Source organism: Limnothrix sp. FACHB-881, from assembly GCF_014698135.1.
Lineage (GTDB): Bacteria > Cyanobacteriota > Cyanobacteriia > CACIAM-69d > CACIAM-69d > CACIAM-69d.
This window is the reverse complement of record NZ_JACJSN010000003.1, coordinates 234,113-256,386: the sequence shown is the minus strand read 5'-3', so window position 1 is coordinate 256,386 and position 22,274 is coordinate 234,113. Positions and strand designations below refer to the sequence as shown.

Here is a 22,274-nt window from a genome sequence, read left to right as displayed (position 1 = left end):
GAAGCAGCAGCAAAATTGATGCCCAAGAATGATTCGTTTTGCACTGATCGAAAGCCCATCGAAAGCGATCGGAACCGCTCAAACCCAATCTCAAACCAAATCGGAATGATGATTCATCTATTTCGATAGTTTTAATCGAAATGGAACCGTAGTTCTACGGAGAGAGAAAGAAGCAAAAACGCTCAGTAATTTCCAGGGTAACAACTACCAACGGGCCCTTACCACTCACCGAGCGCGTAACCTGATGGACGAGCAGGGGAAATGGCCCATCGTCCCCAGTTTGACTGTCGATTGCTCAAAGCTGGCTCCCAAAGCCGCAGCGGAGTTGAAATGAATGGAGATTGCTCCCTATGACGGAACCCCGACGATCGGCTAACTCGGCAGCTAATTCTTCGTCTAACCCTGTGCCTAACCCTGCGCCTAACCCTGCGCCCAAGTCTTCATCTAAACCCTCACCGCGCCGATCGCCCCGATCGCCCCGTGACCCTTGGTGGCAACCCTGGCGATCGGCAGGGTTGCACTTGCTGGCGGGGTTGGCGTTTTATACGGTGTTGCCTGTTCCCTGGCAAGGATCCTTGGACTTTCGGGGCATTGCTCGCCTTGCGCCGTTGATTGGGGCGTTTTTGGGTCTGTTGGTGGGTTTGGGGGATGGCGTGTTGGGCTGGGTTGGGGTACCAATCCTGACGCGCAGTGCGATCGCGGTGTTGGGTTGGCTGGCTTTGACGGGAGGGTTGCATCTCGATGGGGCGATCGACACGGCCGACGGGCTGGCGGTGCAAGATCCCCAACGCCGTTTGACCGTGATGGCCGACAGCACCACCGGAGCCTTTGGGGCCATGGCTGCGGCCGCAATTCTGTTGTTAAAAACGGTGGCTCTGGCGGATTTGGCGCAGGCTCGCTGGCTGGTGATTGCGGCGGTGGCGGCCTGGGCCCGTTGGGGGCAGGTGGTGGCCATTTTGTCTTATCCCTACCTACGACCCAAGGGGAAGGGGCGAATGCACAAGGATGCGATTCGATCGCCCTGGAATTTGTTGCCCGGTTGGGCGCTGGCCCTCAGTTTCAGTGCGCTTTATGGGGTGTTGTTTCCGGGCAGTTGGCTGCCAGCGGTGGGGCTGGCCTTGGGAGGCGGGGCGATCGCCCTGCTGACGGGTGCTTGGTTTAACCGACAATTGGGCGGCCAAACGGGCGATACCTACGGGGCGATCGTGGAGTGGACTGAAGCGCTGCTGCTGTGTTTGATGGCCACACTGCAACAGTCTCCCAATGGCTGATGCCCAATGGCTGATAGATATCCAGCGACTGATGCCCAATGGCTAATGGTTCAAAGTTTCAATAGGTTCAAAGTTTCAATGATCGATGCGGTCAAGGTTTGCGGGTTTCGGTGCGATAGGGCAAAATACGCGTCCCGATCGCCAAGCTTTCAGCCTCGTAGCTGGGGAGCTTGTCGCCAAAGGGGGCAGGAACTAACTCCTGAAGGCTCAACTCGGTGCGGTACAGACTGAAGAGCCAAAAATTCTGGCGATCGGTGTTTTGCAAAACTACCTGGCGAATGGCAGGACGCAGTTGGCCCACGGTTCCTTGGCAAGCCGTCTGCAAAAAGCCGGGAGCTTCCTGGCAAGTGCCCTCCTGCACCTCTTGACTGATGTAGTCCGCAGCAAAATCCGCATAGCGATCGGGGTTGGGATTGGTGACGGCCAGACCCGCCCCGATTGCCACAATCACACCGCTAACCACCACAATCGCTTTCACATCCGCCACCTTAAAGAACAATTCAACGGCCGCCGATCCTGAATTCCGTTTTTGAATTCGATCCGTCAATCTGGATGATCTTGGCCCTTGGACTCCATCCTATCGAGCGGCCGTTGCCGGTGCGATCGCCCCCGCCAAAATCAGGCTCCCAAGAAATTTGTCTATAGCGGGTATGCTTTTCAGCGCAAAGTTGTTATAATGACCCACTACAGTGGCGAGCGTAGCCAAGGGGTTAAGGCAGCGGATTGTGGTTCCGCCATTCGTGGGTTCAAGTCCCATCGTTCGCCCTCTTGAAAACTCAATATCCAATGTCTCAAACTCTCAAATTCCCGGAAAGCCGGATCCTGAGAGTCTGGAAACATTGAAGACAAAGGGGTACATTCCACTCTGTACCCCTTTTTGATTGCCTTTGAATCGGTTGTTGTTGAGCGGTTTGTTTCCCTAAGCTCGTCTGCCCAAGGTTGAGGCTGGCTACTGGGTTGGGCTATTCGGCTCAAAGTCAGAATCCAGGAACAAGCGCGGCGTGAGATCTAGCAGGGGCGGCGGTTCCGGCGTGGGCTTGGGCGGTTCGCTGGCGGTTCCGGTTAGCTCGCGTGCCAGTCGGGTTGCTTCCGCGATCGCCGTTTGGGGCCCGATCGGGGAAATGGGCATGTTGGAATCCTGTTTCCAGGTGGTTTCCATTTCAAAAGTTAAGCGCTGCCCCGCGATCGTCCGCTGTTGAAGTTGGGTTGCCAGTTGTCTCAAGCCGCCTGCTTGTTCGATCGCGCTGGCCAATCGGGGCGAAATTTCAGCCGCACTGTTCAGCAAAATCAAGAAATTGGGCGCAACTTGGGCATTCGGCATCAAAAACAGATAAGTTGGCTCGCTTAGGGCCCGGCTGCGCCCTCCTTCCGAAAAGCTTTGGATCCCATGGCCAACGATTCGCGCCACGTCCAAATCGGGATAGGCATTCAGCAGGGCCCCAATTAAGCGCCCACCGGCCACAATTTGCTCACGACTGGGGCGCTCGCTGTCTGGGTCGTAGTGAAACTCAATCCCGATCGATCGCATATTGATCCAATTCACCGGGCGGTTGGTTTGCGGATCGGGATAGGCTGCCTGCTTCAGGATATGAAAGGCCGTTTTGCTGGGTGGCACAGTCATCAAAATGTCGCCGCGCATCCCCACAATAAAATGGGCGCTGACTTCAGCCGGGTCGTTTTGCCACGATCGCGCCACTTGGGCGATCGAGAGCCGTCGCCCACTCAGGGCCGTGTGGTGAATCACAATCGTATCCACGGGGCGATCGGTCGGGCGATCTTCATAGTCCCGCCGCGACAGGGATCCCGTGGCTAAATAATTAGAAATTGCAAACCCGGGTAACCCAATTTGCTGAGTTGGATCAGCGGTCTTGGCGTATTTCAGGGCCGCTTCGGCCCGGCCATCAGGCGGCAAAACTCCATCGGAAGTAGATGCACCCACCGCAATCAAGAGTGCCGCCGCTAACACCAGCAAACAGTAACGCAGTACCTTGCGCGGATTCGACAGCATAATCACGGGATCTCTAGCGATCGCTGATGTGGAAACAAAATTGGGGTTGGTGGCGGAGCGATCGAGCAAGCTGCCCAAAATCAGCCAAAAGGGTCAAATTTCAAGCAGCAGCCTGGAAGTTTGGCGCAATCTTAGCATCTTGCTTTTGCGAGGGACTGTGGCCAGGCGATCGAAACTGATATTGAAAGCTAAGCGGATGTCCGAGCAGCCAAGATTGTTACCCTGCCGGCCTCATCGATCGTCACAGACAAGGGGCTTAAGCCCCTTGCCCCATAGCTCTTAATGCTTGGCCCTGGCCAAAAGATACTTTTCAGACCTTTGCTGAATACCCACAGCAATGAATACCAAAAACTCATACTGAGAATATAAAGGCTCCAGAAATGCCCAAGACCTTATAAAGAAATTCCAGATCGGCAGCTCAGGGCTGAAATGGCAAAAACCGCAGCGGCTTGTGGAAACCGTGCGGTTTTTGATTGCTGAATCAAACCCAATCAAAGGTTTGCGGACGCTTGCCGTTGACTATCGATGACGATCGCCCAAGCGGCTAGATCATGATATCGGTGGTGCGTCGGCGGTCTTGAACCAAGAATCTTGCCGAGGGAACCAGGCTGAGACTCGATCGAGCCAATTACAGCAGGCCCAGTTGCGACAGGATGCCTTGGCCGGTGATGAATTCCGTAGCGATACCGATCACGAAGCCCAGCATTGCCAGACGACCGTTCCAGGTTTCGGCGAAGGCAGTGAAGCCGTATTTAGCCTTTTGCTCAGTCATGGTTGAAGACCTCCAAAAAGGGGTTTCGAGCGAATAGATAGAAGTCGAGTTGGGCGAGCGTCCTGGTGTCAAGTTGCTCTATAGAAAATTTAACGCAATTTTTTGTTTACTGCAACGTTTCGTTACGAATCCATGAGTAAAAACTCTTATTGCTTCCCCCATGACTTCGCTGGCCTGCCGTAATTTCTCCCGAATCGCCCTTGTCCCATGGAGCCTCAACGTTTGCTCAATCCTTTGTGGGACAATGGTTCGCGGGAATTCATTCCCAAAGATTTGCCCGGAAAGTAGCCCCTTGGGGGCTGGATTTCGCTGCTGTTGAGTTGGGTGGGGATTGTGGCTGTGGATGGGGAAATTTCGGCAAAGTCGTTGACCTTGGAAGAGGCGATCGCCAATTTGCGTAGTGAAGATGCCAGCTTGCGTTACTACGCGGCTTGGTGGGTGGGGCGGTTTCGGGTTTCGCAGCCGGATGTGATTGAGGCGCTGATTGAAGCCTTGGATTACGAGGGCGATCGCACGGAAGCGGGAGGCTTGCCGCTTCAGCGCAACGCGGCGCGGGCTTTGGGGAAATTGGCCGATCGCTCGGCGGTTCCGGCCCTGATTCGATCGCTCACTTCGCCCGATTATTACGTGCGGGAGGCGGCGGCCCAATCCCTCGGGCAGTTAGCGGATGATCGCGCGGTTCCCGGTTTGTTGGCCCTGTTGGATGGCGGCGTGGCGGCGGCAGTGGTTGCGCCGGGTCAGCCCCACTTGGTGCAGCCCTACGATGCGGTGCTGGAAGCCTTGGGGAATTTGCAGGCTCAGGGGGCGATCGACGTGATTCGCCCCTTCACGGAACATTCCGTGCCCAAAGTGCAATACGCGGCCGTGCGGGCCCTGTATCAGCTCACGGGGGATGACCAATGGGGCGAGCGACTGGTGGCCGCCCTGCGGGGGCCCGATTTACAGTTGCGGCGGGCCCTGATGGGGGATGTGGGGGCGATCGGCTATTTGGCTGGGGCGGAGGCGATCGCCCAAACGGAGGCGGAAAATAGCTTGAAACTGATTGCGCTCAAAGGGTTGGCAGAACATCCCAACGCCACCCCCGACGGCCAAACCCTGACGGATGAGGGCCGCCGGATTTTGGTTTTGATGGATGGGTTGTTGTAGGGCCAATCAACAGCACTGGAATGGGGGCGTAATCTAAGGTTGGGTAGCCAACTTAGCGCCCCCAAAGGCCCCGATCGCCGTGGACAGCCCAAAAATTGCCGCCACCCGCCAGCGCACCCGCCCCGCCCGCCCGTGGGGAATGACTCCCAACAGGCTCACGGTTCCCACAATGGCCAACGTCATGAATGGCCAACGTCATGGCGATCGCGGGTTTCACCGGCACGCCTATCACCGAGGTCAAAATTGGCAGGGCCAACACCGAGCCGCCCCCGCCCAACGGCCCTAGGGCAATGCCAATTACCACCGCCAAGCCATGGCCGATCGCCCAGATCAGACTATCCATAAACCGTTGATTAACCCTTAAGAAGTGACCCTTAATTGGTTGATTGCGATCTCAATCAATCGCGATCAATCGATCGACTAGGAATCTTGGAAAGCCAGTGCAAAGCCGGCCAATTGCATGGGCGATCGGAGTTGATCCATTTCGCTTGGCAATTGGCAGATTCTGAAGCTTGTTTTTGAAGCTTGTTTTTGAGGTCTGTTGTCGTGCAGTTTCGCTGCTTGTTGCCTAGGCAGAACGCTGGTTATAGGGCAACTTCGCCAGCAGCATGGCCAAAGCGCAGGTGTTGGTGATGCCCGCGAACATCAGCCCAGCGCCTACGAACCCGCTCAACAGCAAGAACCAGGGGGAAACCAACGCACCCAGCACCGTGCCCGTGAACACCAAGGAACCGGCCACGATTTGCACCTGTCGCATCAAACTGATCGGGGCCCGGCGATCGACCAAAACTTCTAAGCCTGCTGCCTTCCAAGCCTGAAGACCGCCGATCAGGTCGATCGCTGGCGTGCGGCCCGCTTGCACCAATTGATGGGCCACTTCGGTCGATCGATTTCCCGTTTGGCAATAGAGCACCACCCAGCGATCGGGCTGAGAAACCGGCACTGCCTGCAAATCCAACTTGCTCATGGGCATTGACAGCGCCCCGGGAATGCGTTCCCCAGCAAATTCTCCCGGCTCGCGCACATCCACCACGATCGCCCGATTGGTGGCCAACCAAGCCTGAAGCTCAGTGACGGAAACCCGTTGGCGCACTGGCCCCACAGGCATCGGCTCAGTTGTCCGGACAAAATCATCGACCGTCATCGGTTGAGGTTGGGTTGCGGGCGGTTGAGTAGACGGGGAATTCACTTCAGGTTGAACAGGGGTCATTGATCTAAATCCTGGGAAGATTTTGAGAACAGGGAGAAAAAGGAGGGAAACTCAGGGCCTCCAAGGCGGACAGCGCGTTCAGACCGTCGCCAGTTGTCCACATTGTTAATTGACGGGCACGGCTTCCGCCATCTTTTGGGGATTCGGCAGCTCCAAATTTTCCATTCCTAAGTTAAGGGTGTTGGGCAAACTAGGAGGCAAATTGAAGGAGTAAGCGACGGAAGATAACCCAAGATGACCCAAGAGTGGTTCTGGAGTTTTCATGCTCGCTAATTAATATAACTATATACTCATGTTTTGAATTAACCACCCGATCGCCCCTATTTTTTCACCGGCTCCGTTAGCCTGGGGGGCCAGTCGTCACCTAGCTTCACTGGAATCGGGTTACCACCAGAATGCTCGATCGCCTTGATTTTGCCCAATACTTTCCTTCAGGGACAATTGAGCCATCCAATGGGGTAGAGTTGCCTTCTCAAGGGGATCAGCATCATTACATCCTGCGGAGATCTCTCCTGCCCTGTCCGCTGCTGCCCTCGGCCAAGCCCTGATTCTGCATCCATGGCACCCCTCTGCAACTCTCCTTTTCCCTTCGCTTGGACATCGAGTTCTATGGCTAATACCCTTGACCATGAGTTAGACGCACTGGCATTCGTCGCGGACTATCTCAAGGTTTTGTCGGAACGCAATCGATTGCGAGTGCTGTGCTGCTTGCGGGAGGGGCCCCGAAATGTGGCGGAAATTGTGGAAGCAACGGGCCTGACCCAGGCTAATACTTCCAAGCATCTAAAAGTTTTGTCTCAGGCGGGCATGGTTGCTCGACAATCCCAAGGCACCAGCGCCTATTACCGAATTGTGGATCCGCTGATTTTTGATCTTTGTGAATTAATTTGGCGGCGACTGAGCGATCGCTTGGAACAGCAACAACAGGTGATCGCCAGTTTTCGGGTGCAGTAATCGGCCGATCGAATTGCTATGCCAACTCGCCATTAACTCGCCATTAGCTCACCATGGATTCTTCGTAAAAGTGGGTTGCAATCACCGGGGATTGTGCAATTTTTGCTACCGTTCAGACAGTCCCTCGAAATCGCGCCCCTCGAAATTTCGCCATGGTAGCTCGCCCTCGCATCACCCACGTTATCTACGATCTCGACGGTTTGTTGCTGGATACGGAATCAATTAATGAAGCGGTGAACCGGGCGATCGCCGATCGCTACGGTTGTGCTTACGATCCAGCGGTGCGAGGACGCATCGCCGGGCGCGATGCCCACACGTCATCGGCGATTTTGGTGGAATGGTTGGGGTTGCCCATCAGTCCCGAGGAAATGTTGCAACAGCGGCGATCGCTGGTGGCCCAGTGGCAACCGGTGGCTAAACCGATGCCGGGCGCGGTGGAGTTGACCTATCACCTGCACCGATCGGGCGTTCCCCAGGCGATCGCCACTAGTTCCAGCCGTGGCCCCTTTGGTTGGAAGGCCGCGCCTCACCGGGATTGGTTTCGCCTGTTTCACTGCACGGTGCTGAGTGATGATCCGGGAGTCCGTCAGGCCAAGCCCGCGCCGGATCTGTTTCGGGAAGCGGCTCGACGATTGGGAGCTGACCCGCGCCACTGTTTGGTGTTTGAGGATGCGCCAGCGGGCATTGAGGCGGCCCGGGCGGCGGGAATGTCGGTGATTGCGATTCCGGATCCGGCCTTGGAGCGATCGAGTGTGGCCCAGGCCGATGCCATTTTGCCCTCCTTACAGGCCTTTGAGCCAGCCGATTGGGGATTGCCCGCTCGGGTTCCGGCGGCGGTTTGCTAGCGGTTTGCTCAAGGGGCGGGGCGATCGATCGGGCGCGTTGCGGTTCAACTGTTTGCTTCGTTTGCTGGATCACTGGTTACTTGATCACTGAGCAGGTAGGTGGGGAGCCGATCGATGCTGGTTTGGTTCTTTGCTTGCCAATAGGCTTGCAGACCGTCGGGGCCTTTGCGCTCCGCCCATTCCACCAACTGAGTGCGATCGCCCTGATAGTCAAACAACGGAACCCCAAACCCACAGGAGGTTTGCACCGACTCCACCGACAGCAACATGATTTGGCGTGTGCCGGGCAGGGCCTCGAATCGATCGAGCCAGGATTGCCAATCGGGATCCCGTGGCCGAATCACGCGCCCCTGGCCATACAGCCGCAAAATCAACGGCGCACCCACAAAGCTGCAAAACATGAGGGTTAACCGGCCGTTTTCCGTCACGTGGGCTGCGGTTTCGTTGCCACTGCCGGTCACGTCCAAATAACCCACCAAATTGGGTTCAAAACAGCGAAAAGTGTCCATCCCCTTGGGCGACACATTCACTCGGCCCTCTTGGGGAGCGGATGCCGTGAAAAACAGCTTCTGTTGTTCAATAAAAGCGGCCAGTTCCGGTGTGATTTGCTCGTAAAATTTTGCCATTTTGTTATCTCTAAACTTCTCTAGGGTTTTCTGAGTTTTTCTGAAGTTCTCTGAAATTCTCTAGAATTTAAGCATTTGGAATTTGCAGGCTGGTGTGAATTCTCCAGCACCTTCCCCCATCCCTCGATTTTAGGTTATCCCTAGGTGATTCAATGGCTGCTGCTCCTCCATCTGCTAGCTGCGCGATCGTTTGGTTTCGTACTGATTTGCGTCTCCATGATCATGAACCGCTCTTGGCTGCTGCCGAAAATCATCAGGCATTGATTCCGGTCTATTGTTTTGACCCGCGACAGTTTGCGGAAACTGCCTTTGGTTTTCCCAAAACGGGCCCCTTCCGCGCTCAATTTTTGCTGGAATCCGTTGCGGATCTACGAGCTGCCTTGAGAGCAAAGGGCAGTGATTTAATCGTGCGATTGGGGCTGCCAGAAGTGGTGTTACCGGCCTTGGCAGCGGAATATGGAGCACAGGCTATTTATTATCACGAAGAGGTGGGAACCGAAGAACAAGCGGTTGAATTGGCCCTCGAAGCAGCCCTGAAAGCCCCAGAAGCGCCCAGACCGGTTCAGGGAAACATTCAAAGCAAGGTTTATTGGGGCCACACGCTCTATCACCCGGATAATTTGCCCTTTGAAATTGGTCAAATTCCAGAGCTGTTTACGGAATTTCGGAAAACCGTTGAAGCGCGATCGACCATTGATCCTCCCTTGCCCCCGCCCGATCGCCTGCCACCAGTGCCGCCGGGCCTGAACCCCGGTGAGCTGCCCCATTTGGCCGATTGGGGGTTGGTGGAACCGGAACCCAGCCCCTTGGCGCTGATTTCGTTTACGGGTGGTGAACAGGCCGGTTTCCAGCGGCTTCAGGAATACATTTGGGATGGCGATCATTTGCGGGTTTATAAGCAAACGCGCAACGGCATGTTGCGGCCCAATGATGCATCGAAATTTTCGCCTTGGTTGGCGCTGGGCTGTCTTTCGCCTCGGAAAATTTGGGCCGAAGTGCAAGCCTATGAACAGAAAGTGATTCGTAATGAATCCACCTATTGGCTCATTTTTGAATTGCTGTGGCGCGACTATTTCCGCTGGATTGTGGCCAAACATCGCCATCGAGTTTTTCGGGTAACGGGTTTGCAAGGAATTGCCATTCCTTGGCGACGGGATGCGGCGGCCTTTGCCGCTTGGTGTGATGGACAAACGGGCTATCCCTTGGTGGATGCCAACATGCGAGAACTCCGCGCCACAGGGTTCATGTCGAATCGGGGTCGTCAAAATGTGGCGAGCTTTTTAACCAAGAATTTGGGAATTGATTGGCGAATGGGGGCCGAGTGGTTTGAATCTTGGTTGATTGATTATGATGTGTGCAGCAATTGGGGGAATTGGAACTACACGGCCGGGGTGGGAAATGATGCAAGAGGGTTTCGCTTTTTCAATATTTTGAAGCAAGCCAAGGATTACGATCCACAAGGAGAATACGTGAAACATTGGCTCCCGGAATTGCGTCAATTGCCCGCCGGTAAAGTGCATCATCCCTGGACTTTGTTGCCCGTGGAACAGGAGCGATTTGGTGTACAAATTGGCCGTGATTATCCAGGGGCGATCGTGGATTTGTTTGAGTCGGCGGCGGAGAATGAAGCCCTTTATAACCGAGCGATCGGGAAGGGTGTTGCGGGTCGATCGAAGCCGGCCCATCGGGGTTCCCGGCGCGATCGCCCCCGACGACCTTAGGAGGCTGTTTCAAAGACCCAAATTGCGAGCTTGCAGGTCTCATCGATCGAGGCAAACAAGATGCTCAAGCCCCTTGCCCCATGATGATTGATGCTTGGATTTGTTGATGCTTGGCCCTGCTCAAAAGACACGTTTCAGACATGCGCTGAGACAGCAAGGGGGTCATGGATGTTCGGGAGCAGTAATGTGGGGCCAGGGACTTGGGAGAGATATGGCGGCGCAAGTAATTCTGGGCAAGTAATTCTGGGCGAGTAATTCTGGGCAAGATTTGGAGGTGAGAGGGTGATGGAGCGATCGATGACAACGGTAGTAACCCAAGTAACCCCGCAAGATCGGGTCAGTCCTGCCGGTTACGGACTGCGACGGCGGTTGGGGCGATCGCTGGTGGCCTTGGGGGCTAGTTTGCTGGCCGGTGGTTTCACGCCCGCCTTGGCCCAGGCCGCCGAGCGGATTGAGCTGACCTTTGGGGCCTTGGGCCTGTCAATCGAAATGAAGTCCCTGGAAGACTTTGTGGCGACCGGCGAAATTTCCGATGAGCTGGAGTTCTACACCCGGTTTCTGACTCCCGATCAATTGGCTCAGGTGCGATCGGCCCTGACCGATCGCCTGGATATCAATTTGTTGGCCGTGTCGCAATTTTTCAATGCGCCTCAAGGGGAAACTATTCTGCGGCGCTTGGCCCAAGTGATCCGCACCGGGCGCAATTTACAAAGCGTGCCGGCCCTGCGTGCTGCGATCGTCCGTTCCGCTGCCGACCCGGAAGGGCTAACCCCCCTAAATTTGCTGCGCTACTATCCCACTCCCAGTATGCGAGTGGACTTGGCCCAAGCCCTGAGCCTGTGGCGACAAATTGAGGAAACCACCATTCACCAAGACCAAGCCACCACCGCCGTGGAAACGGCCTTTGCGGCCCAAGCTGGCTCTCCCATTACGCCGCCCCCCTTTGAGTTGCGACAACCGGGCCCCTATGCGACCGCCAAAACCAACCGCGTGATTCAGCCGCGCGATCGTCGTCCCTTTGCGGCCGATCTTTACTGGCCCTTGGCCGCGACGGGCGATCGCCCCGTGGTAGTCATTTCCCACGGTCTCGGATCTGATCGGCGCACCTATGGTTACCTGGGCGAACACTTGGCCTCCCATGGTTTTATTGCCATCCTGCTGGAGCACCCCGGCAGCGACAGCCGCTACATCCAAGCCCTAATTAACGGCGAGGCCAGCGAAGCCGCCGACCCCAGGGAGTTCATTTCGCGGCCAGCCGATGTGCGCGACATTCTCAACGAACTGGAAACCAATCCCCAAGCCCCTGGGGGATTCACCGGGGCCATTGACCTCGATCGCACGGCCGTGGTGGGGCAGTCCTTTGGCGGATACACCGCCCTGGCCAGTGCCGGGGCCCCGCTGAATTTCAAGCGGCTGAAAACCGACTGCGCCTCCGACGACTTGTTTTGGAATACGTCGCTGCTGTTGCAATGTCGGGCTTTGGTGGTGCGCCCCACGCCCGACACGGACTATCTATCCCTGCAAGATGCCAGGGTGAAGGCCGTGGTGGCCATTAGCCCAATTACTTCCAGCCTGTTTGGGCGCGAAGGGATTGCCCAACTGCAAGTGCCCACGGCGATTCTGTCGGCCAGTAATGACCCGATCGCCCTGCCCTTGTCGGAACAGTTGCGCCCCTTTGCCCAAATGTCGATCGCGGATAAGTATCTTTTGGTGCTGCGAGGCGGCACGCATTTTTCAACGCTGGGGGCCACGGGCGATGAAACCGTGCAGCTCCCGGCTAGCTTGGTGGGGCCCCGGCCGGACTTGGCTCGCGACTACACGAAAGCCTTCATCACGGCTTTTTTGAAGCGATATTTGGGGAACGATCACACCATGGCGAACCATCTCACCCCCCAATGGGCCAATTCCGTTTCTCAGCCAGAGTTGCCGCTGTATTTGCTGAGTCAACTCTCGATCGAGCAGTTGCCGCGCCCCGTGGCCCACAAGCCAACCAAAAATTCCCGATGGATCGCTAATCGCCACCGGCCCGATCAACCCATCCAGGCCCCCTGAAGAAATGGGGGCCATGGCGAGTGAATTGGGGCGATCGTCAGGGAAATGGGACGAGCAAGCTTTAGCCTCTAGCTCAATCCTCTGGCCTCTGGGCCTAATCTTCGTGATCTTCAAAGGGATCCGACAAATTCTCAGATGGCGGGCCAAAAGCCACATAAATCGAGTACCCCGTGATGGCAACCAAAATTGTGCCGAGGGCAATTCCCAATGTTAAAGCAGAGTTGTCTTCCAGCATGGTTTAAGGGTCTCGATGGCCGGGCCGCTAGCCCATTTCTCGCAAATTGTAACAATTAGTTAAGTAAAATCGCAAACTTCTCAGGGAGTCCACCCGATCGCCCACTGCCCGCTAGCCCTAGTTCCCGGGCCACCGCTAGCCCATCCCCACGGAACTCCCCAAACAGCAGGCACAGCCGTTTGATAGAATACCCAATCAAATAGCATTGGCGGCGTGCTGCATTCGTGCGGCAATTGCTGCACTATTTAATAAAAAGCAACATCAACGGCAACGCCCAGTTGCTTCAACGGCTGCAAGACTCCATTGTTGCGAAACACTACGGTAGGGATAAGATGGCTCAACGGACTCGCCTGGGCGACATTTTGCGCCCGTTAAATGCGGAATACGGTAAGGTGGCTCCCGGCTGGGGGACGACCCCGCTGATGGCTGTTTTCATGGGGTTGTTTTTTGTGTTCCTGCTGATCATCTTGCAGGTGTACAACACCTCGATCTTGATTGAAGGCGTTAATGTCGATTGGAAGTCGCTGGGTCAATAGATTTGGGTGAATTGATTGGGGTGATGAGTCTGCATCAACAGATTTCAGATTTCCACCCCAAGAATGGCCCGCCCGATCGACTGGTTTGAGGGACTAACGGCTAGAGAATTGCTGAGTTCTGAGCGTTGGATTCTACAAATCTTTGAGAGTTAAGTCATCAACTGGTCGATCGCCCAGTCCCACAGCCCCGGTGTATCCGGGCTTTTTTATGGGCAACATTTCCCATCCCATGGGCCCCAATCTTGGCTTGTTCCTGAGTCAGGCCGATCCGATGCCTACGCGACGGGGCCTTGGGATGGAATAATCTGAACGTGCAAATTTGCAAATTACTGTTCGATGATTGGTGTTGACCAGTGGCTAGCCAGCTATTCGTTCTCGTTCGCTAGCTCCTGCTTGTGGATTGGGTCTGTTTGATTGGTTCTGTTTCAGTGTTGTTGCTTGATCGTTTGCTTGCGATCGCCCCGGTCATTTCCATTGCAAGGATCGCCCCATGAACATTTTTGGCATTGGCCCAGCAGAGTTGTTTTTGATTGGCGTTGTCGCTTTGTTGGTCTTTGGCCCGAAAAAGTTGCCGGAAATTGGCCGCAGCCTGGGCAAGACTCTGAAATCCTTCCAGGAAGCTTCGCGGGAATTTGAATCGGAACTGAAGCGAGAAATGGATCGGGCCGAATCTCCCGCTTCCACCAGCATGACCGCCACGATCGAGCCGCCTGTGCAACCCGCCCTGACCAGTTCGGAGCCGGCCACCCCCGTCACCCCCGCCGAAGCGGAACCGGCCCCAGCCGCCAAAACCAATGCGGTGGATTCGGTCGATCCGGTTTAAGTGCTCCCGGTTGGATCGCTTCCGGCCGGATTGTTTCCGCCTGGATTGTTTCCGGTTGGGGTGTTTCCGGTTGGACTATTTCCGGTTGGACTATTTCCGGTTGGCGTTCTGTTGATTAACCCTTGAAGTCGTCTGCGCTTAAGTCGATTCCAAAGCCATGCCCAAAGGCCAATCCGCATCGTCATCAGAACCCCTAATTCCGAAGCTGATTGTGGGGCTGGGCAACCCAGAACCCAAGTACGATCGCACCCGCCACAACATTGGCTTTGAAGTTCTTGATGAGCTGGCGAAGGTGTGGGGCATTCCCCTGAGCGAAAATCGCCGGTTCAATGCCCTTGCGGGAGAGGGGCGATCGCCCTTTGGCAAGATTTATTTGCTGAAACCCCTGACCTATATGAACCGATCGGGCCAGGCCATCCGCGCCGCGATCGATTGGTATAAGCTGCCACCGGAATCAGTCCTCACGATCTACGACGATATGGATCTGCCCTTGGGGCGGTTGCGGCTGCGGGAAACCGGCTCGGCCGGCGGTCACAATGGCATGAAGTCCACGATCGCCCATCTGGGAACTCAGGATTTTCCGCGTTTGCGGTTGGGCATTGGGCGGCCCCGGGTGGTCAGCGGCGAAACGGTGTCCCATGTGTTGGGCAAGTTTGCGCCCGATGAACAACCCACGGTGCAAGCCCTGTTGCGGTTGAGCGTGGAGACGATCGAGCGATCGCTCCGAGATGGCGTGGCCAAAGCCGCCAGCTTGTATAACAATCGCGATGTGGCTCCACCCAAGCCCAAACCGGCCCCCGCGCCCGCAACACCGGAAACGCCCGATCGGACTCCGCAGGATCCGCAACCGGTTTCCTAGCCGAGTGTCCAGCGGTCTAGCCTCATCCTGTGGATCCTGTTGACCCTGTTGATCCTGCCCGCCTGTCCACGGTTCATCTACTAATTCCGCACTGTCGGCCTGTGCCGTGAGTCGTCGAGAAAATCCGTTGCCCCAAACGATCGCCCTTGTGCGCATTACCCGCCAGTCCTGGAATGAGGGCAAACTAGAAGGCGAAGTCAGCGCCGGGGAATTCACCTGGGAATTTGTTTGGCACTTTCGCCAAGGCGGGTTGCGGGTTCAGCCGTCCATGGGGCGGGCCCTGATTCGGGAACCACTGGCCCGATTTCTGGAAACCCACGACTACCAACTAGAAGCGGGCGGCGATTATTCCTTCCCCATCCGGGCCCGGCTCTAGGCACTGCCTCAGGATTTTCAGGATTTTCGGAAGTGTGCCCGCAGAATTCCTTTCCGCGATTGTTCAACAACGGAGCAACGAACCATGGTCAAAATTCTGCACCTGTCTGACATTCACATGGGCAGCGGGTTCAGCCATGGGCGCATTGATCCGCAAACGGGTTTAAACACTCGGCTGCTGGACTTTACGGCGGCCCTGGAGCGTTGCATCGATCGGGCAATTTCGGAACCGGTGGATCTGGTGCTGTTTGGGGGCGATGCCTTTCCCGATGCTACGCCGCTGCCCATGGTGCAAGAAGCCTTTGCACAACAGTTTCGGCGGCTGGCTGATGCGCAAATTCCGACGGTGCTGTTGGTGGGAAACCATGACCAACATGCCCAAGGCCGCGGAGGAGCTAGCCTTTGCATTTACCGCACGCTGGGGGTTCCGGGCTTTGTGGTGGGAGACACGTTGGCGCTGCATCGACTGGAAACCAGCCAGGGGCCAGTGCAGGTGCTGACCTTGCCTTGGTTAACCCGATCGACCCTGCTTACCAAGCGGCAAACGGAGGGCCTGTCGTTGGCGGAAGTGGGGGCGCTGCTGCTCGATCGGCTCCAAGCGGCCCTGGAAGGGGAAATTCGGAAGCTCGATCCCGACCAACCCACCATTTTGTTGGCCCACCTGATGAGCGATCGGGCGCAATTGGGAGCCGAGCGGATGTTGGGCGTGGGCAAAGGCTTCTCGATTCCCCTCAGCACCATCACGCGCCCTGAGTTTGACTATGTGGCCCTGGGCCATGTCCACAAACACCAAAACCTGAACCCCAACAATCAGCCTCCGGTGGTCTATCCCGGCAGCATTGAGCGGGTGGACTTCAGCGAGGAAAACGAAGAAAAGGGCTATGTATTGGTAACGATCGAGCCAGGAGAGCGGGGACAGCGCCAAACACAATGGGAATTTTGCCCCCTGCCGGCCCGACCGTTTCGGACATTGCGGGTGGATTTGGCTGACTGTGACAATCCGTTGGCGGAACTGCTCGGGGCGATCGACCCGGCGGCCATTGAAGGGGCCGTCGTTCGGTTGGTCTATCGTGTGCGGGCAGAACAGCTTCACCAAATCGAGTTGGCGGCCGTGCGCGATCGACTAGCCGCCGCTCACACCTACAGCCTGCAAGCGGAGTTGATTAGCCAACTGGCACGCCCGCGCCTGCCCAACTTGGATGCCACCACCCTGGATCCGCTGTTAGCCCTAGAGGCCTATTTGGGAGAGCGATCGGACTTAAAAAACCTGGCCGACGACATGATTGAGGCCGCCCGAGATCTCTTGGGCTATGCCAGTCCGGCCATCGTGGTGAATCTGCCGGAGCCAGCCACGGCCCAGACTGCTAATCCAGATTGCCCAGATCCAGAATCCAGCCCAGGCCAAAACCCAGCAGCGACATCCACCGCCGAGCTGGCCACCGATGCTGACGATGGCGAGCCGACCTCACCCAGCACCAATGGCCCCGATCGAGCCGCTCAGTCTCCAGCCATTGACCGATCGGGTCAACTCAGACTGCTTTAGAGGCCAATCACGTACTTGCGCCATTCCTGGTGTACGCCGCTCTTCACATGCTTCGTCACTTCAAAGTAGAGACTGCTGTGGGGACGGCGGGGCGGCTGGCGCAAAGGCATGTTGGCTTCCTTGGGGGTGCGATTGCCCTTGCGGATGTTGCAGCGCACGCAGGCCGTGACCATATTTTCCCAATGCTCACCGCCCCCGCGCGATCGGGGAACAACGTGATCCAGCGTCAAATCATCGCCCGTGTAGCCACAGTATTGACAGGAGTGGCTATCTCGGTGCAATATGTTTTTCCGCGTTAAGGGAATCTCTTTGTAGGGAACCTTGATGTAGTGGCGCAAACGGATCACGGTGGGCAACGGAATGTTGCGGTAAACCACTCGGCCATTATGCTCGACTTGCTCCGCCTTGCCTTTTAGCAATAAAACGACTGCCCGCCGCCAACTGGTAATATTGAGCGGCTCATAAGAAGCGTTGAGCACAAGTACTTTGCCCATCGGACAAAACCGCAATTAATTGCAAATTATTAAGAATTGCAAACAAAGCTTGCGAAGCGTCGGAGCCAATTGGGACTGATAGTAGCACAACTGACTCGGGGTGTGGTTTGCTGATCCCATGGATTACCCATCGTTCTGTGGCGGCGGATTCCGGACAAAAACCGCTGATCGCGTAACGGCGGCCCGCAAACCAGGATGGCCGATCGCCACCACTGAGCGATCGCCCCGGGGACGAGGTTTGCTCTCGGGATTTCTGAGTTTGAGCTTCAGTTTGGTCTTGAGTTTGCTTTTGGGCGGTTGCGGAATGCTGCCCTGGGACGGGCCACCAACGGCCGTGGTGCAACGGGCGGTGGCGTTGCAGTTGCTGCAAACCCAGACCGATCTATTGCAAGAGTTGGGCGATTCCCCGCTGGCCGCCGGTCGCCACCTTGATCCACAGATGTTGGCCGATCGCCCGGTGATCACCCTAGATGACTTGGCGGCGGAACCAGGATTACGAGTCGATCGCCTGCGCATCCAAACCCAACAGGCCGTGACCATCAACGACAAACCCGGTTGGCAACTGAGCGGCACTTACGATTGGAGCCAAACGGGGAGCCAAGATTCGAGCCATGCTTGGGAAAACCAGGGCGATCGATCCCCCGCCTCCCGACAACCGCAACCCAAGGCCCAAAAGCACCGATCGCAGCCCTTTTCGGTTTACTTGCAACGCCAAGCCCGCGGCCAAACCTGGCGACTGGCGCGGCCTGACCTGACCCAATCCACACCCGATCGGGTGGCTTGGCTCACCTACCGTCTTTAAGGGCCGTCTCTAGGGGCCATCTCTAGGGATGTTGGGCGAATTCAAGATCAGTTCAGGATCAATCCAAAAGCAATTCAGCGTTACGACAACAGGCCATCGGGGATCGCGAAAGGGTTGCCCGTTGGCAAAGGCCCGGCCCGGCCTGAAAATAGACAAGCCGATCGCCATAGAACGCGCCTCCCGTGAACGAAATCCGCACCGTTTCAGAAACCAAACGCACCTTCTATTCGCTCCACCAACGGCCGATCAACGCGATCTACCGACGAGTGGTTGAGGAATTGATGGTGGAAATGCACCTGCTCTCCGTCAGCGTCGATTTCCGCTTCGAGTCCATCTATGCCCTCGGGGTGGTGACGGCGTTTGATCGCTTCATGGCAGGCTACCAGCCCGATCGGGACTTGGGTTCCATCTTCAACGCGCTCTGTCAGTCCGTGAGCGGCAACGTGGACGACTATCGCCACCGGGCCGATCGCCTGTTGGAAGCGGCCAAGGTTGCCAGTGCCGACGACCTGGCCGCCGCGCTCAACCGGGCCGAGGGCAGTGGCGGGGCCTTGCGCGAAGCCGCCGACGTGCTCGCCAATGGTCAACCCTTCAAATACAGCCGCCTGTTTGGGATTGGGCTATATACCCTGCTGGAGTCCACCACCTCTGACCTGGCTGGTAATGCCGAGCAGATCAAAGCGTGGATCGATCGCCTAGGGACAACCCTCAACCTCCCGATCGAGAAGCTGCAAAAGGATCTGGAACTCTATCGCGGCAACCTGGAGAAAATCGCCCAGGCTCGGATCACCTACGAAGACATGCTGGAGGCCGAACGCCGCAAGCGCGAACAACGGGCCCTGGAAAAAGCCGCCGCCGCCGAAGCCAAAGCGGCCAGCGAAGCCGCCAGTGAGTCGAATGCTGCTTCTTCGCCTGCCGACCCCAGCTAAGTTCCTCAGCATTGCCCAACTTCCCGCTCATCCAATGGAGGGGCCTAGACCACGCATGGTTTCTGGGCCCCTTCCGGGTTTTCAAGGGCCAGCCTGATGGCATCGGTTGCGAGTGACGGTTGGCAATCCAGGCGATCGGTTCAGATCGGTAAGATAAGCGATAGGTATTTTCGGCCCTGACTCCCCAATGACCCCGGACGATCGCGCCGCCGAAGAATGCAACGGTCACATTCAAATCGCCGCCCAATTCAAAGGCAAAATCACCGATAAACGCAGACAAGTTATTCGCGAAAACCTCGATCGCCTCGAATGGTTCGGCCTCGCCATCCAACAGGAAAATACCTGGCACTACGCCGCCCCCAGCCCGATCGCCTAGAACGACCGTGATCGATCAATATGTTGAGATATAGCTTCTTGGTAACATCAGACATGGCTAGTCATTGAGCTTTTCATCATCCAAGCTCTTTGAAGTGAGTCAATCTTCAAGCGTTTTTTTCATGACTATCGATTCGGAAACACACCACTACTTTGTTGATGAAGCAGGCGATTTAACGTTCTTTAATAAAAAAGGGCGAGTGATCATTGGTCAGCCAGGAGCTTCTCGGTTTTTCATGGTAGGCATTGCCCAGATTGCTGACCCTGAAGTCGTTGCTAGGGAGTTGGAGAGCTTGCGGTTGGCATTAATGAATAATCCGCGCTACAAAGACATTCCCTCCATGCAACCACAAGCCCAAAAAACAGTAGTCACCTTTCACGCAAAAGATGACTATGCAGAAATTCGAGAGCAAGTTTTTGAATTAATGCAGTCCTTCGATGTCAAAATCTATGTTGCAATTCGCAGCAAGATTGAAATTGCCAAACGAGCGCAAGATAATTTCAAGAATCTGAATAAAAAATTGCAACAAAATTCGATTTACGATGACTTGATTAAGCGCCTATTTAAAGATCGACTGCACAAAGCGAATTTCATTAACATCACCATTGCACGACGCGGCAAAGAAGCCCGTGAAGAAGCGCTAGGGCAAGCAATTAACCAAGCTCGCAAAAACTTTGAATCCAGGTGGAATATTAGCGCTAACGGGTTAATTTCAAGCGAGTCAACATACCCGTCTCAGAGTCCAGGCTTGCAAATTATTGATTACTATTTGTGGGCGCTGCAACGCTTCTATGAGCGCAAAGAAGATCGATTTTTTAAACCGCTTGCCCCTAAATATCGGCTGATTATGGATCTAGACGATAAACGCCATAAACCTTACGGAGAGTGGTACAGCGATGGAAATCCGTTAACGGCTGAAAAAATGAGAGAGGCTAGGTCTAGGTAAAACCTAAACACACGGCATGGAGCCGACGTTCGCCTCTCGCTCTCTATTTTACCGCGCTGACCTGGGATGTGACGACGGAAAACCGTTGCAACTGCCCAAGTTGGCACATGCGCACCAAACCCCTAGCCGCGATGCCGATATTCTGAGGGCGATGTTGCTATGTCTTGTCCATGACCGTGAGTAGCCCCGACGCGATCGCCGCCCTCGAAGCCGCCAGAGCCAAAGTCATTGCGGAGTTTGGTGACTGGACGAACCACAACATGCGCCTGGCTGACGGGTGCTACACGATCGCCCCGACCCCGACCCCCTCGGAACCAAAGCTGCGCCGCATGACCCAAATCGTCATGGACTGGTGCGGCGGTTCTGTGGAAGGGTTGCGGATTCTGGATTTGGCTTGTTTGGAGGGGATGTATGGCCTGGAGTTGGCCATGCAGGGCGCACAGGTGGTGGGCATTGAAGGGCGCGAGGCTAACTTGGCCAAGGCGCGCTTTGTGAAAGAAAGCCTGGGCCTGAGCAACATCGACTTTTATTGCGACGACGTGCGCAACCTGTCCGTGGAGCGCTACGGCCAGTTTGATGTGGTGCTGTGCTTGGGGATTTATTACCATCTGGACGCGCCGGACGTGTTTCGGTTCATGGAGCAAATCGGCTCCGTTTGCACCAAGCTGGCGATCGTCGATACCCACGTCAGCCGCACCGCCGAAGAGCAGCATGACTACGCCGGGTTGACCCTGGCCGGTTGTCGCTATGTGGAACACGCGCCGGAAGCTTCCACGGACGATCGCCTGAAAATTCTTTGGGCTTCTTTGGACAACGACTACAGCTTTTGGTTAACACGCCCGTCGCTGTTTAACCTGATGCAGCACTGCGGCTTCACGTCGATTTACGAATGTCATTCGCCGCTGGTCGAGAAATTCGAGCAATTGCGGCGATCGGGGACGGGCGATCGGGCCACCTTTGTGGCCTTCAAGGGTCGCCCCGTGGCCCTGCGATCGTCCGATCTCAGCAACGACAGCCGCCCCCTGCCCTGGCCGGAAATCCCCCGCTAAAGGCCCAAGAGAGGAGGAGTCTGGCCCGCTCAGTCGGCGGGCTAAGGGGCTAGGTATTCAGCGCCGGTAGTGCTGTTGGGCCCAGAGGGCCGCTTGGGTGCGATCGGTCACCTGTAGTTCACTCAAAATGCGACTGATGTGGTTTTTGACAGTGCCGTGGGCTAGATACAAAATCTGGGCGATTTCCTGATTGGTTTTGCCCTCGCCCAGCAGCCTAAGCACCGCCAATTCGCGATCGCTAAAACGCTGGGTTAGATCAGTCGGGGTGATCGGTGGATGGGTTGTTAAATGCGCGAAAACTTTAGGGGCGATCGTCGGGCCCAGTTGACTATAGCCACGATGGACGCTGCGAATTGCATCGGCCACTTGTTTGGAGGGGGCGTTTTTGAGGATATAGCCCAAGGCACCTGCCTGGAGTGATTGCCAAATATAATCCTCGCGATCGAACGTGGTCAGCACCAAAATGCGAATCCAAGGAAATCGCTGATGAATTTCCTGCGTTGCCCGAATTCCATTACAAATGGGCATTTCAATATCCATCAAAATAATGTCGGGTTGTTGTTGCTCGGCCAGGGCGATCGCCGTCTGGCCATTGTCCGCTTGACCCACAATTTCGAGATCCGTTTCTAGGGCTAGCAACGTGGCTAATCCCTGCCGAAAGAGATCTTGATCATCAACCAATAACAGCCGAATCATAGCGGC

The 22,274-nt window shown here is 56.0% G+C and carries 25 protein-coding genes, 1 tRNA gene and 1 pseudogene; 17 read left to right on the top strand and 10 right to left on the bottom strand.

The features are described 5' to 3' along the window. Positions 1–350 precede the first annotated feature (350 nt). Complete coding sequence (gene cobS, locus H6G52_RS05180; RefSeq protein ID WP_190526867.1) at positions 351–1,271, top strand: adenosylcobinamide-GDP ribazoletransferase; 921 nt, start codon at positions 351–353, stop codon at positions 1,269–1,271. Between the two features lie 91 nt (positions 1,272–1,362). Here cobS and H6G52_RS05175 read toward each other — a convergent pair whose 3' ends face one another. Beyond that, the gene (locus tag H6G52_RS05175) at positions 1,363–1,818 is read right to left on the bottom strand and encodes a DUF4359 domain-containing protein (RefSeq protein WP_190526865.1); all 456 of its coding nucleotides are present in this window, start codon (positions 1,816–1,818) and stop codon (positions 1,363–1,365) included. 145 nt (positions 1,819–1,963) lie between these two features. Here H6G52_RS05175 and H6G52_RS05170 point away from each other — a divergent pair. After that, a tRNA-His gene (locus H6G52_RS05170) sits at positions 1,964–2,036 on the top strand. Between the two features lie 184 nt (positions 2,037–2,220). On the opposite strand, the gene H6G52_RS05165 is transcribed toward H6G52_RS05170, so the two are convergent. Beyond that, a complete protein-coding gene (locus H6G52_RS05165) occupies positions 2,221–3,279 on the bottom strand; it encodes an N-acetylmuramoyl-L-alanine amidase (RefSeq protein ID WP_242026216.1) in 1,059 nt (352 codons plus the stop codon). A 628-nt stretch (positions 3,280–3,907) separates the two neighbouring features. Beyond that, complete coding sequence (locus H6G52_RS05160; RefSeq protein ID WP_099531648.1) at positions 3,908–4,051, bottom strand: chlorophyll a/b-binding protein; 144 nt, start codon at positions 4,049–4,051, stop codon at positions 3,908–3,910. A 324-nt stretch (positions 4,052–4,375) separates the two neighbouring features. Here H6G52_RS05160 and H6G52_RS05155 point away from each other — a divergent pair, with 324 nt between their 5' ends. Next, positions 4,376–5,197, top strand: a complete 822-nt coding sequence (locus tag H6G52_RS05155; protein WP_190526860.1) for a HEAT repeat domain-containing protein — start codon at positions 4,376–4,378, stop codon at positions 5,195–5,197. Positions 5,198–5,233: 36 nt separating this feature from the next. Here the strand turns inward: H6G52_RS05155 and H6G52_RS05150 are convergent. The 3 genes and pseudogenes from H6G52_RS05150 to H6G52_RS05140 all read right to left on the bottom strand — a co-directional run. After that, positions 5,234–5,531: pseudogene (locus tag H6G52_RS05150) on the bottom strand (TSUP family transporter); the annotation flags it as partial. Positions 5,532–5,765: 234 nt separating this feature from the next. Next, positions 5,766–6,305, bottom strand: coding sequence for a rhodanese-like domain-containing protein (locus H6G52_RS05145; protein ID WP_099531677.1), 540 nt, complete (start codon positions 6,303–6,305; stop codon positions 5,766–5,768). A 207-nt stretch (positions 6,306–6,512) separates the two neighbouring features. Further along, positions 6,513–6,671, bottom strand: coding sequence for a hypothetical protein (locus H6G52_RS05140; RefSeq protein WP_190526856.1), 159 nt, complete (start codon positions 6,669–6,671; stop codon positions 6,513–6,515). 345 nt (positions 6,672–7,016) lie between these two features. Between H6G52_RS05140 and H6G52_RS05135 the strand changes: the two genes are divergently transcribed. Together H6G52_RS05135 and H6G52_RS05130 are read left to right on the top strand one after the other, a co-directional pair. Next, entirely contained in the window at positions 7,017–7,361 is a 345-nt protein-coding gene (locus tag H6G52_RS05135) for a metalloregulator ArsR/SmtB family transcription factor (RefSeq protein WP_099531646.1), read from the top strand. Between the two features lie 152 nt (positions 7,362–7,513). Then, on the top strand, positions 7,514–8,206 hold the full coding sequence (locus H6G52_RS05130) for an HAD-IA family hydrolase (RefSeq protein WP_190526854.1): 693 nt from the start codon (positions 7,514–7,516) through the stop codon (positions 8,204–8,206). A gap of 44 nt (positions 8,207–8,250) precedes the next feature. On the opposite strand, the gene H6G52_RS05125 is transcribed toward H6G52_RS05130, so the two are convergent. Continuing rightward, positions 8,251–8,832 carry a pyridoxamine 5'-phosphate oxidase family protein gene (locus tag H6G52_RS05125; protein WP_190355867.1) on the bottom strand — a complete coding sequence of 194 codons (582 nt, stop codon included), beginning with the start codon at positions 8,830–8,832 and terminating at the stop codon, positions 8,251–8,253. Between the two features lie 152 nt (positions 8,833–8,984). Between H6G52_RS05125 and H6G52_RS05120 the strand changes: the two genes are divergently transcribed. Together H6G52_RS05120 and H6G52_RS05115 are read left to right on the top strand one after the other, a co-directional pair. After that, entirely contained in the window at positions 8,985–10,553 is a 1,569-nt protein-coding gene (locus tag H6G52_RS05120) for a DASH family cryptochrome (RefSeq protein ID WP_190526852.1), read from the top strand. A 285-nt stretch (positions 10,554–10,838) separates the two neighbouring features. Further along, positions 10,839–12,605, top strand: coding sequence for an alpha/beta hydrolase (locus tag H6G52_RS05115; protein WP_190526850.1), 1,767 nt, complete (start codon positions 10,839–10,841; stop codon positions 12,603–12,605). Between the two features lie 94 nt (positions 12,606–12,699). Here the strand turns inward: H6G52_RS05115 and psbN are convergent, their stop codons facing one another. Next, the gene (psbN, locus tag H6G52_RS05110; protein ID WP_099531641.1) at positions 12,700–12,840 is read right to left on the bottom strand and encodes a photosystem II reaction center protein PsbN; all 141 of its coding nucleotides are present in this window, start codon (positions 12,838–12,840) and stop codon (positions 12,700–12,702) included. A gap of 332 nt (positions 12,841–13,172) precedes the next feature. On the opposite strand from psbN, the gene psbH reads away from it, so the two are divergent. From psbH to sbcD, 5 genes are all read left to right on the top strand, one after another. After that, the gene (gene psbH, locus H6G52_RS05105) at positions 13,173–13,376 is read left to right on the top strand and encodes a photosystem II reaction center phosphoprotein PsbH (RefSeq protein ID WP_099531676.1); all 204 of its coding nucleotides are present in this window, start codon (positions 13,173–13,175) and stop codon (positions 13,374–13,376) included. A 490-nt stretch (positions 13,377–13,866) separates the two neighbouring features. Further along, positions 13,867–14,199 carry a TatA/E family twin arginine-targeting protein translocase gene (locus tag H6G52_RS05100; RefSeq protein WP_099531640.1) on the top strand — a complete coding sequence of 111 codons (333 nt, stop codon included), beginning with the start codon at positions 13,867–13,869 and terminating at the stop codon, positions 14,197–14,199. 157 nt (positions 14,200–14,356) lie between these two features. Further along, entirely contained in the window at positions 14,357–15,058 is a 702-nt protein-coding gene (gene pth, locus H6G52_RS05095) for an aminoacyl-tRNA hydrolase (RefSeq protein WP_099531639.1), read from the top strand. 106 nt (positions 15,059–15,164) lie between these two features. Further along, on the top strand, positions 15,165–15,434 hold the full coding sequence (locus H6G52_RS05090) for a DUF3146 family protein (protein ID WP_099531638.1): 270 nt from the start codon (positions 15,165–15,167) through the stop codon (positions 15,432–15,434). Positions 15,435–15,518: 84 nt separating this feature from the next. Beyond that, positions 15,519–16,976, top strand: coding sequence for an exonuclease subunit SbcD (gene sbcD / locus H6G52_RS05085; RefSeq protein ID WP_190526848.1), 1,458 nt, complete (start codon positions 15,519–15,521; stop codon positions 16,974–16,976). Here the strand turns inward: sbcD and H6G52_RS05080 are convergent. Beyond that, a complete protein-coding gene (locus H6G52_RS05080) occupies positions 16,973–17,470 on the bottom strand; it encodes an HNH endonuclease (protein WP_099531636.1) in 498 nt (165 codons plus the stop codon). The genes sbcD and H6G52_RS05080 overlap by 4 nt on opposite strands. A 118-nt stretch (positions 17,471–17,588) precedes the next feature. Between H6G52_RS05080 and H6G52_RS05075 the strand changes: the two genes are divergently transcribed. The 5 genes from H6G52_RS05075 (at position 17,589) to H6G52_RS05055 (ending at position 21,572) form a co-directional block, all read left to right on the top strand. Further along, complete coding sequence (locus tag H6G52_RS05075) at positions 17,589–18,272, top strand: hypothetical protein (protein WP_190526847.1); 684 nt, start codon at positions 17,589–17,591, stop codon at positions 18,270–18,272. 182 nt (positions 18,273–18,454) lie between these two features. Then, positions 18,455–19,201: a photosystem II biogenesis protein Psp29 gene (gene psb29, locus H6G52_RS05070; protein ID WP_190355871.1), complete on the top strand. Its 747-nt coding sequence runs from the start codon at positions 18,455–18,457 to the stop codon at positions 19,199–19,201. Between the two features lie 187 nt (positions 19,202–19,388). After that, a complete protein-coding gene (locus H6G52_RS05065) occupies positions 19,389–19,577 on the top strand; it encodes a hypothetical protein (RefSeq protein WP_190526845.1) in 189 nt (62 codons plus the stop codon). A gap of 121 nt (positions 19,578–19,698) precedes the next feature. After that, positions 19,699–20,523: a DUF3800 domain-containing protein gene (locus H6G52_RS05060; RefSeq protein ID WP_190526844.1), complete on the top strand. Its 825-nt coding sequence runs from the start codon at positions 19,699–19,701 to the stop codon at positions 20,521–20,523. Positions 20,524–20,693: 170 nt separating this feature from the next. Continuing rightward, entirely contained in the window at positions 20,694–21,572 is an 879-nt protein-coding gene (locus tag H6G52_RS05055; protein ID WP_190526842.1) for a bifunctional 2-polyprenyl-6-hydroxyphenol methylase/3-demethylubiquinol 3-O-methyltransferase UbiG, read from the top strand. 57 nt (positions 21,573–21,629) lie between these two features. Here H6G52_RS05055 and H6G52_RS05050 read toward each other — a convergent pair whose 3' ends face one another. Beyond that, the gene (locus tag H6G52_RS05050) at positions 21,630–22,268 is read right to left on the bottom strand and encodes a response regulator transcription factor (protein WP_190526840.1); all 639 of its coding nucleotides are present in this window, start codon (positions 22,266–22,268) and stop codon (positions 21,630–21,632) included. Positions 22,269–22,274 lie beyond the last annotated feature (6 nt).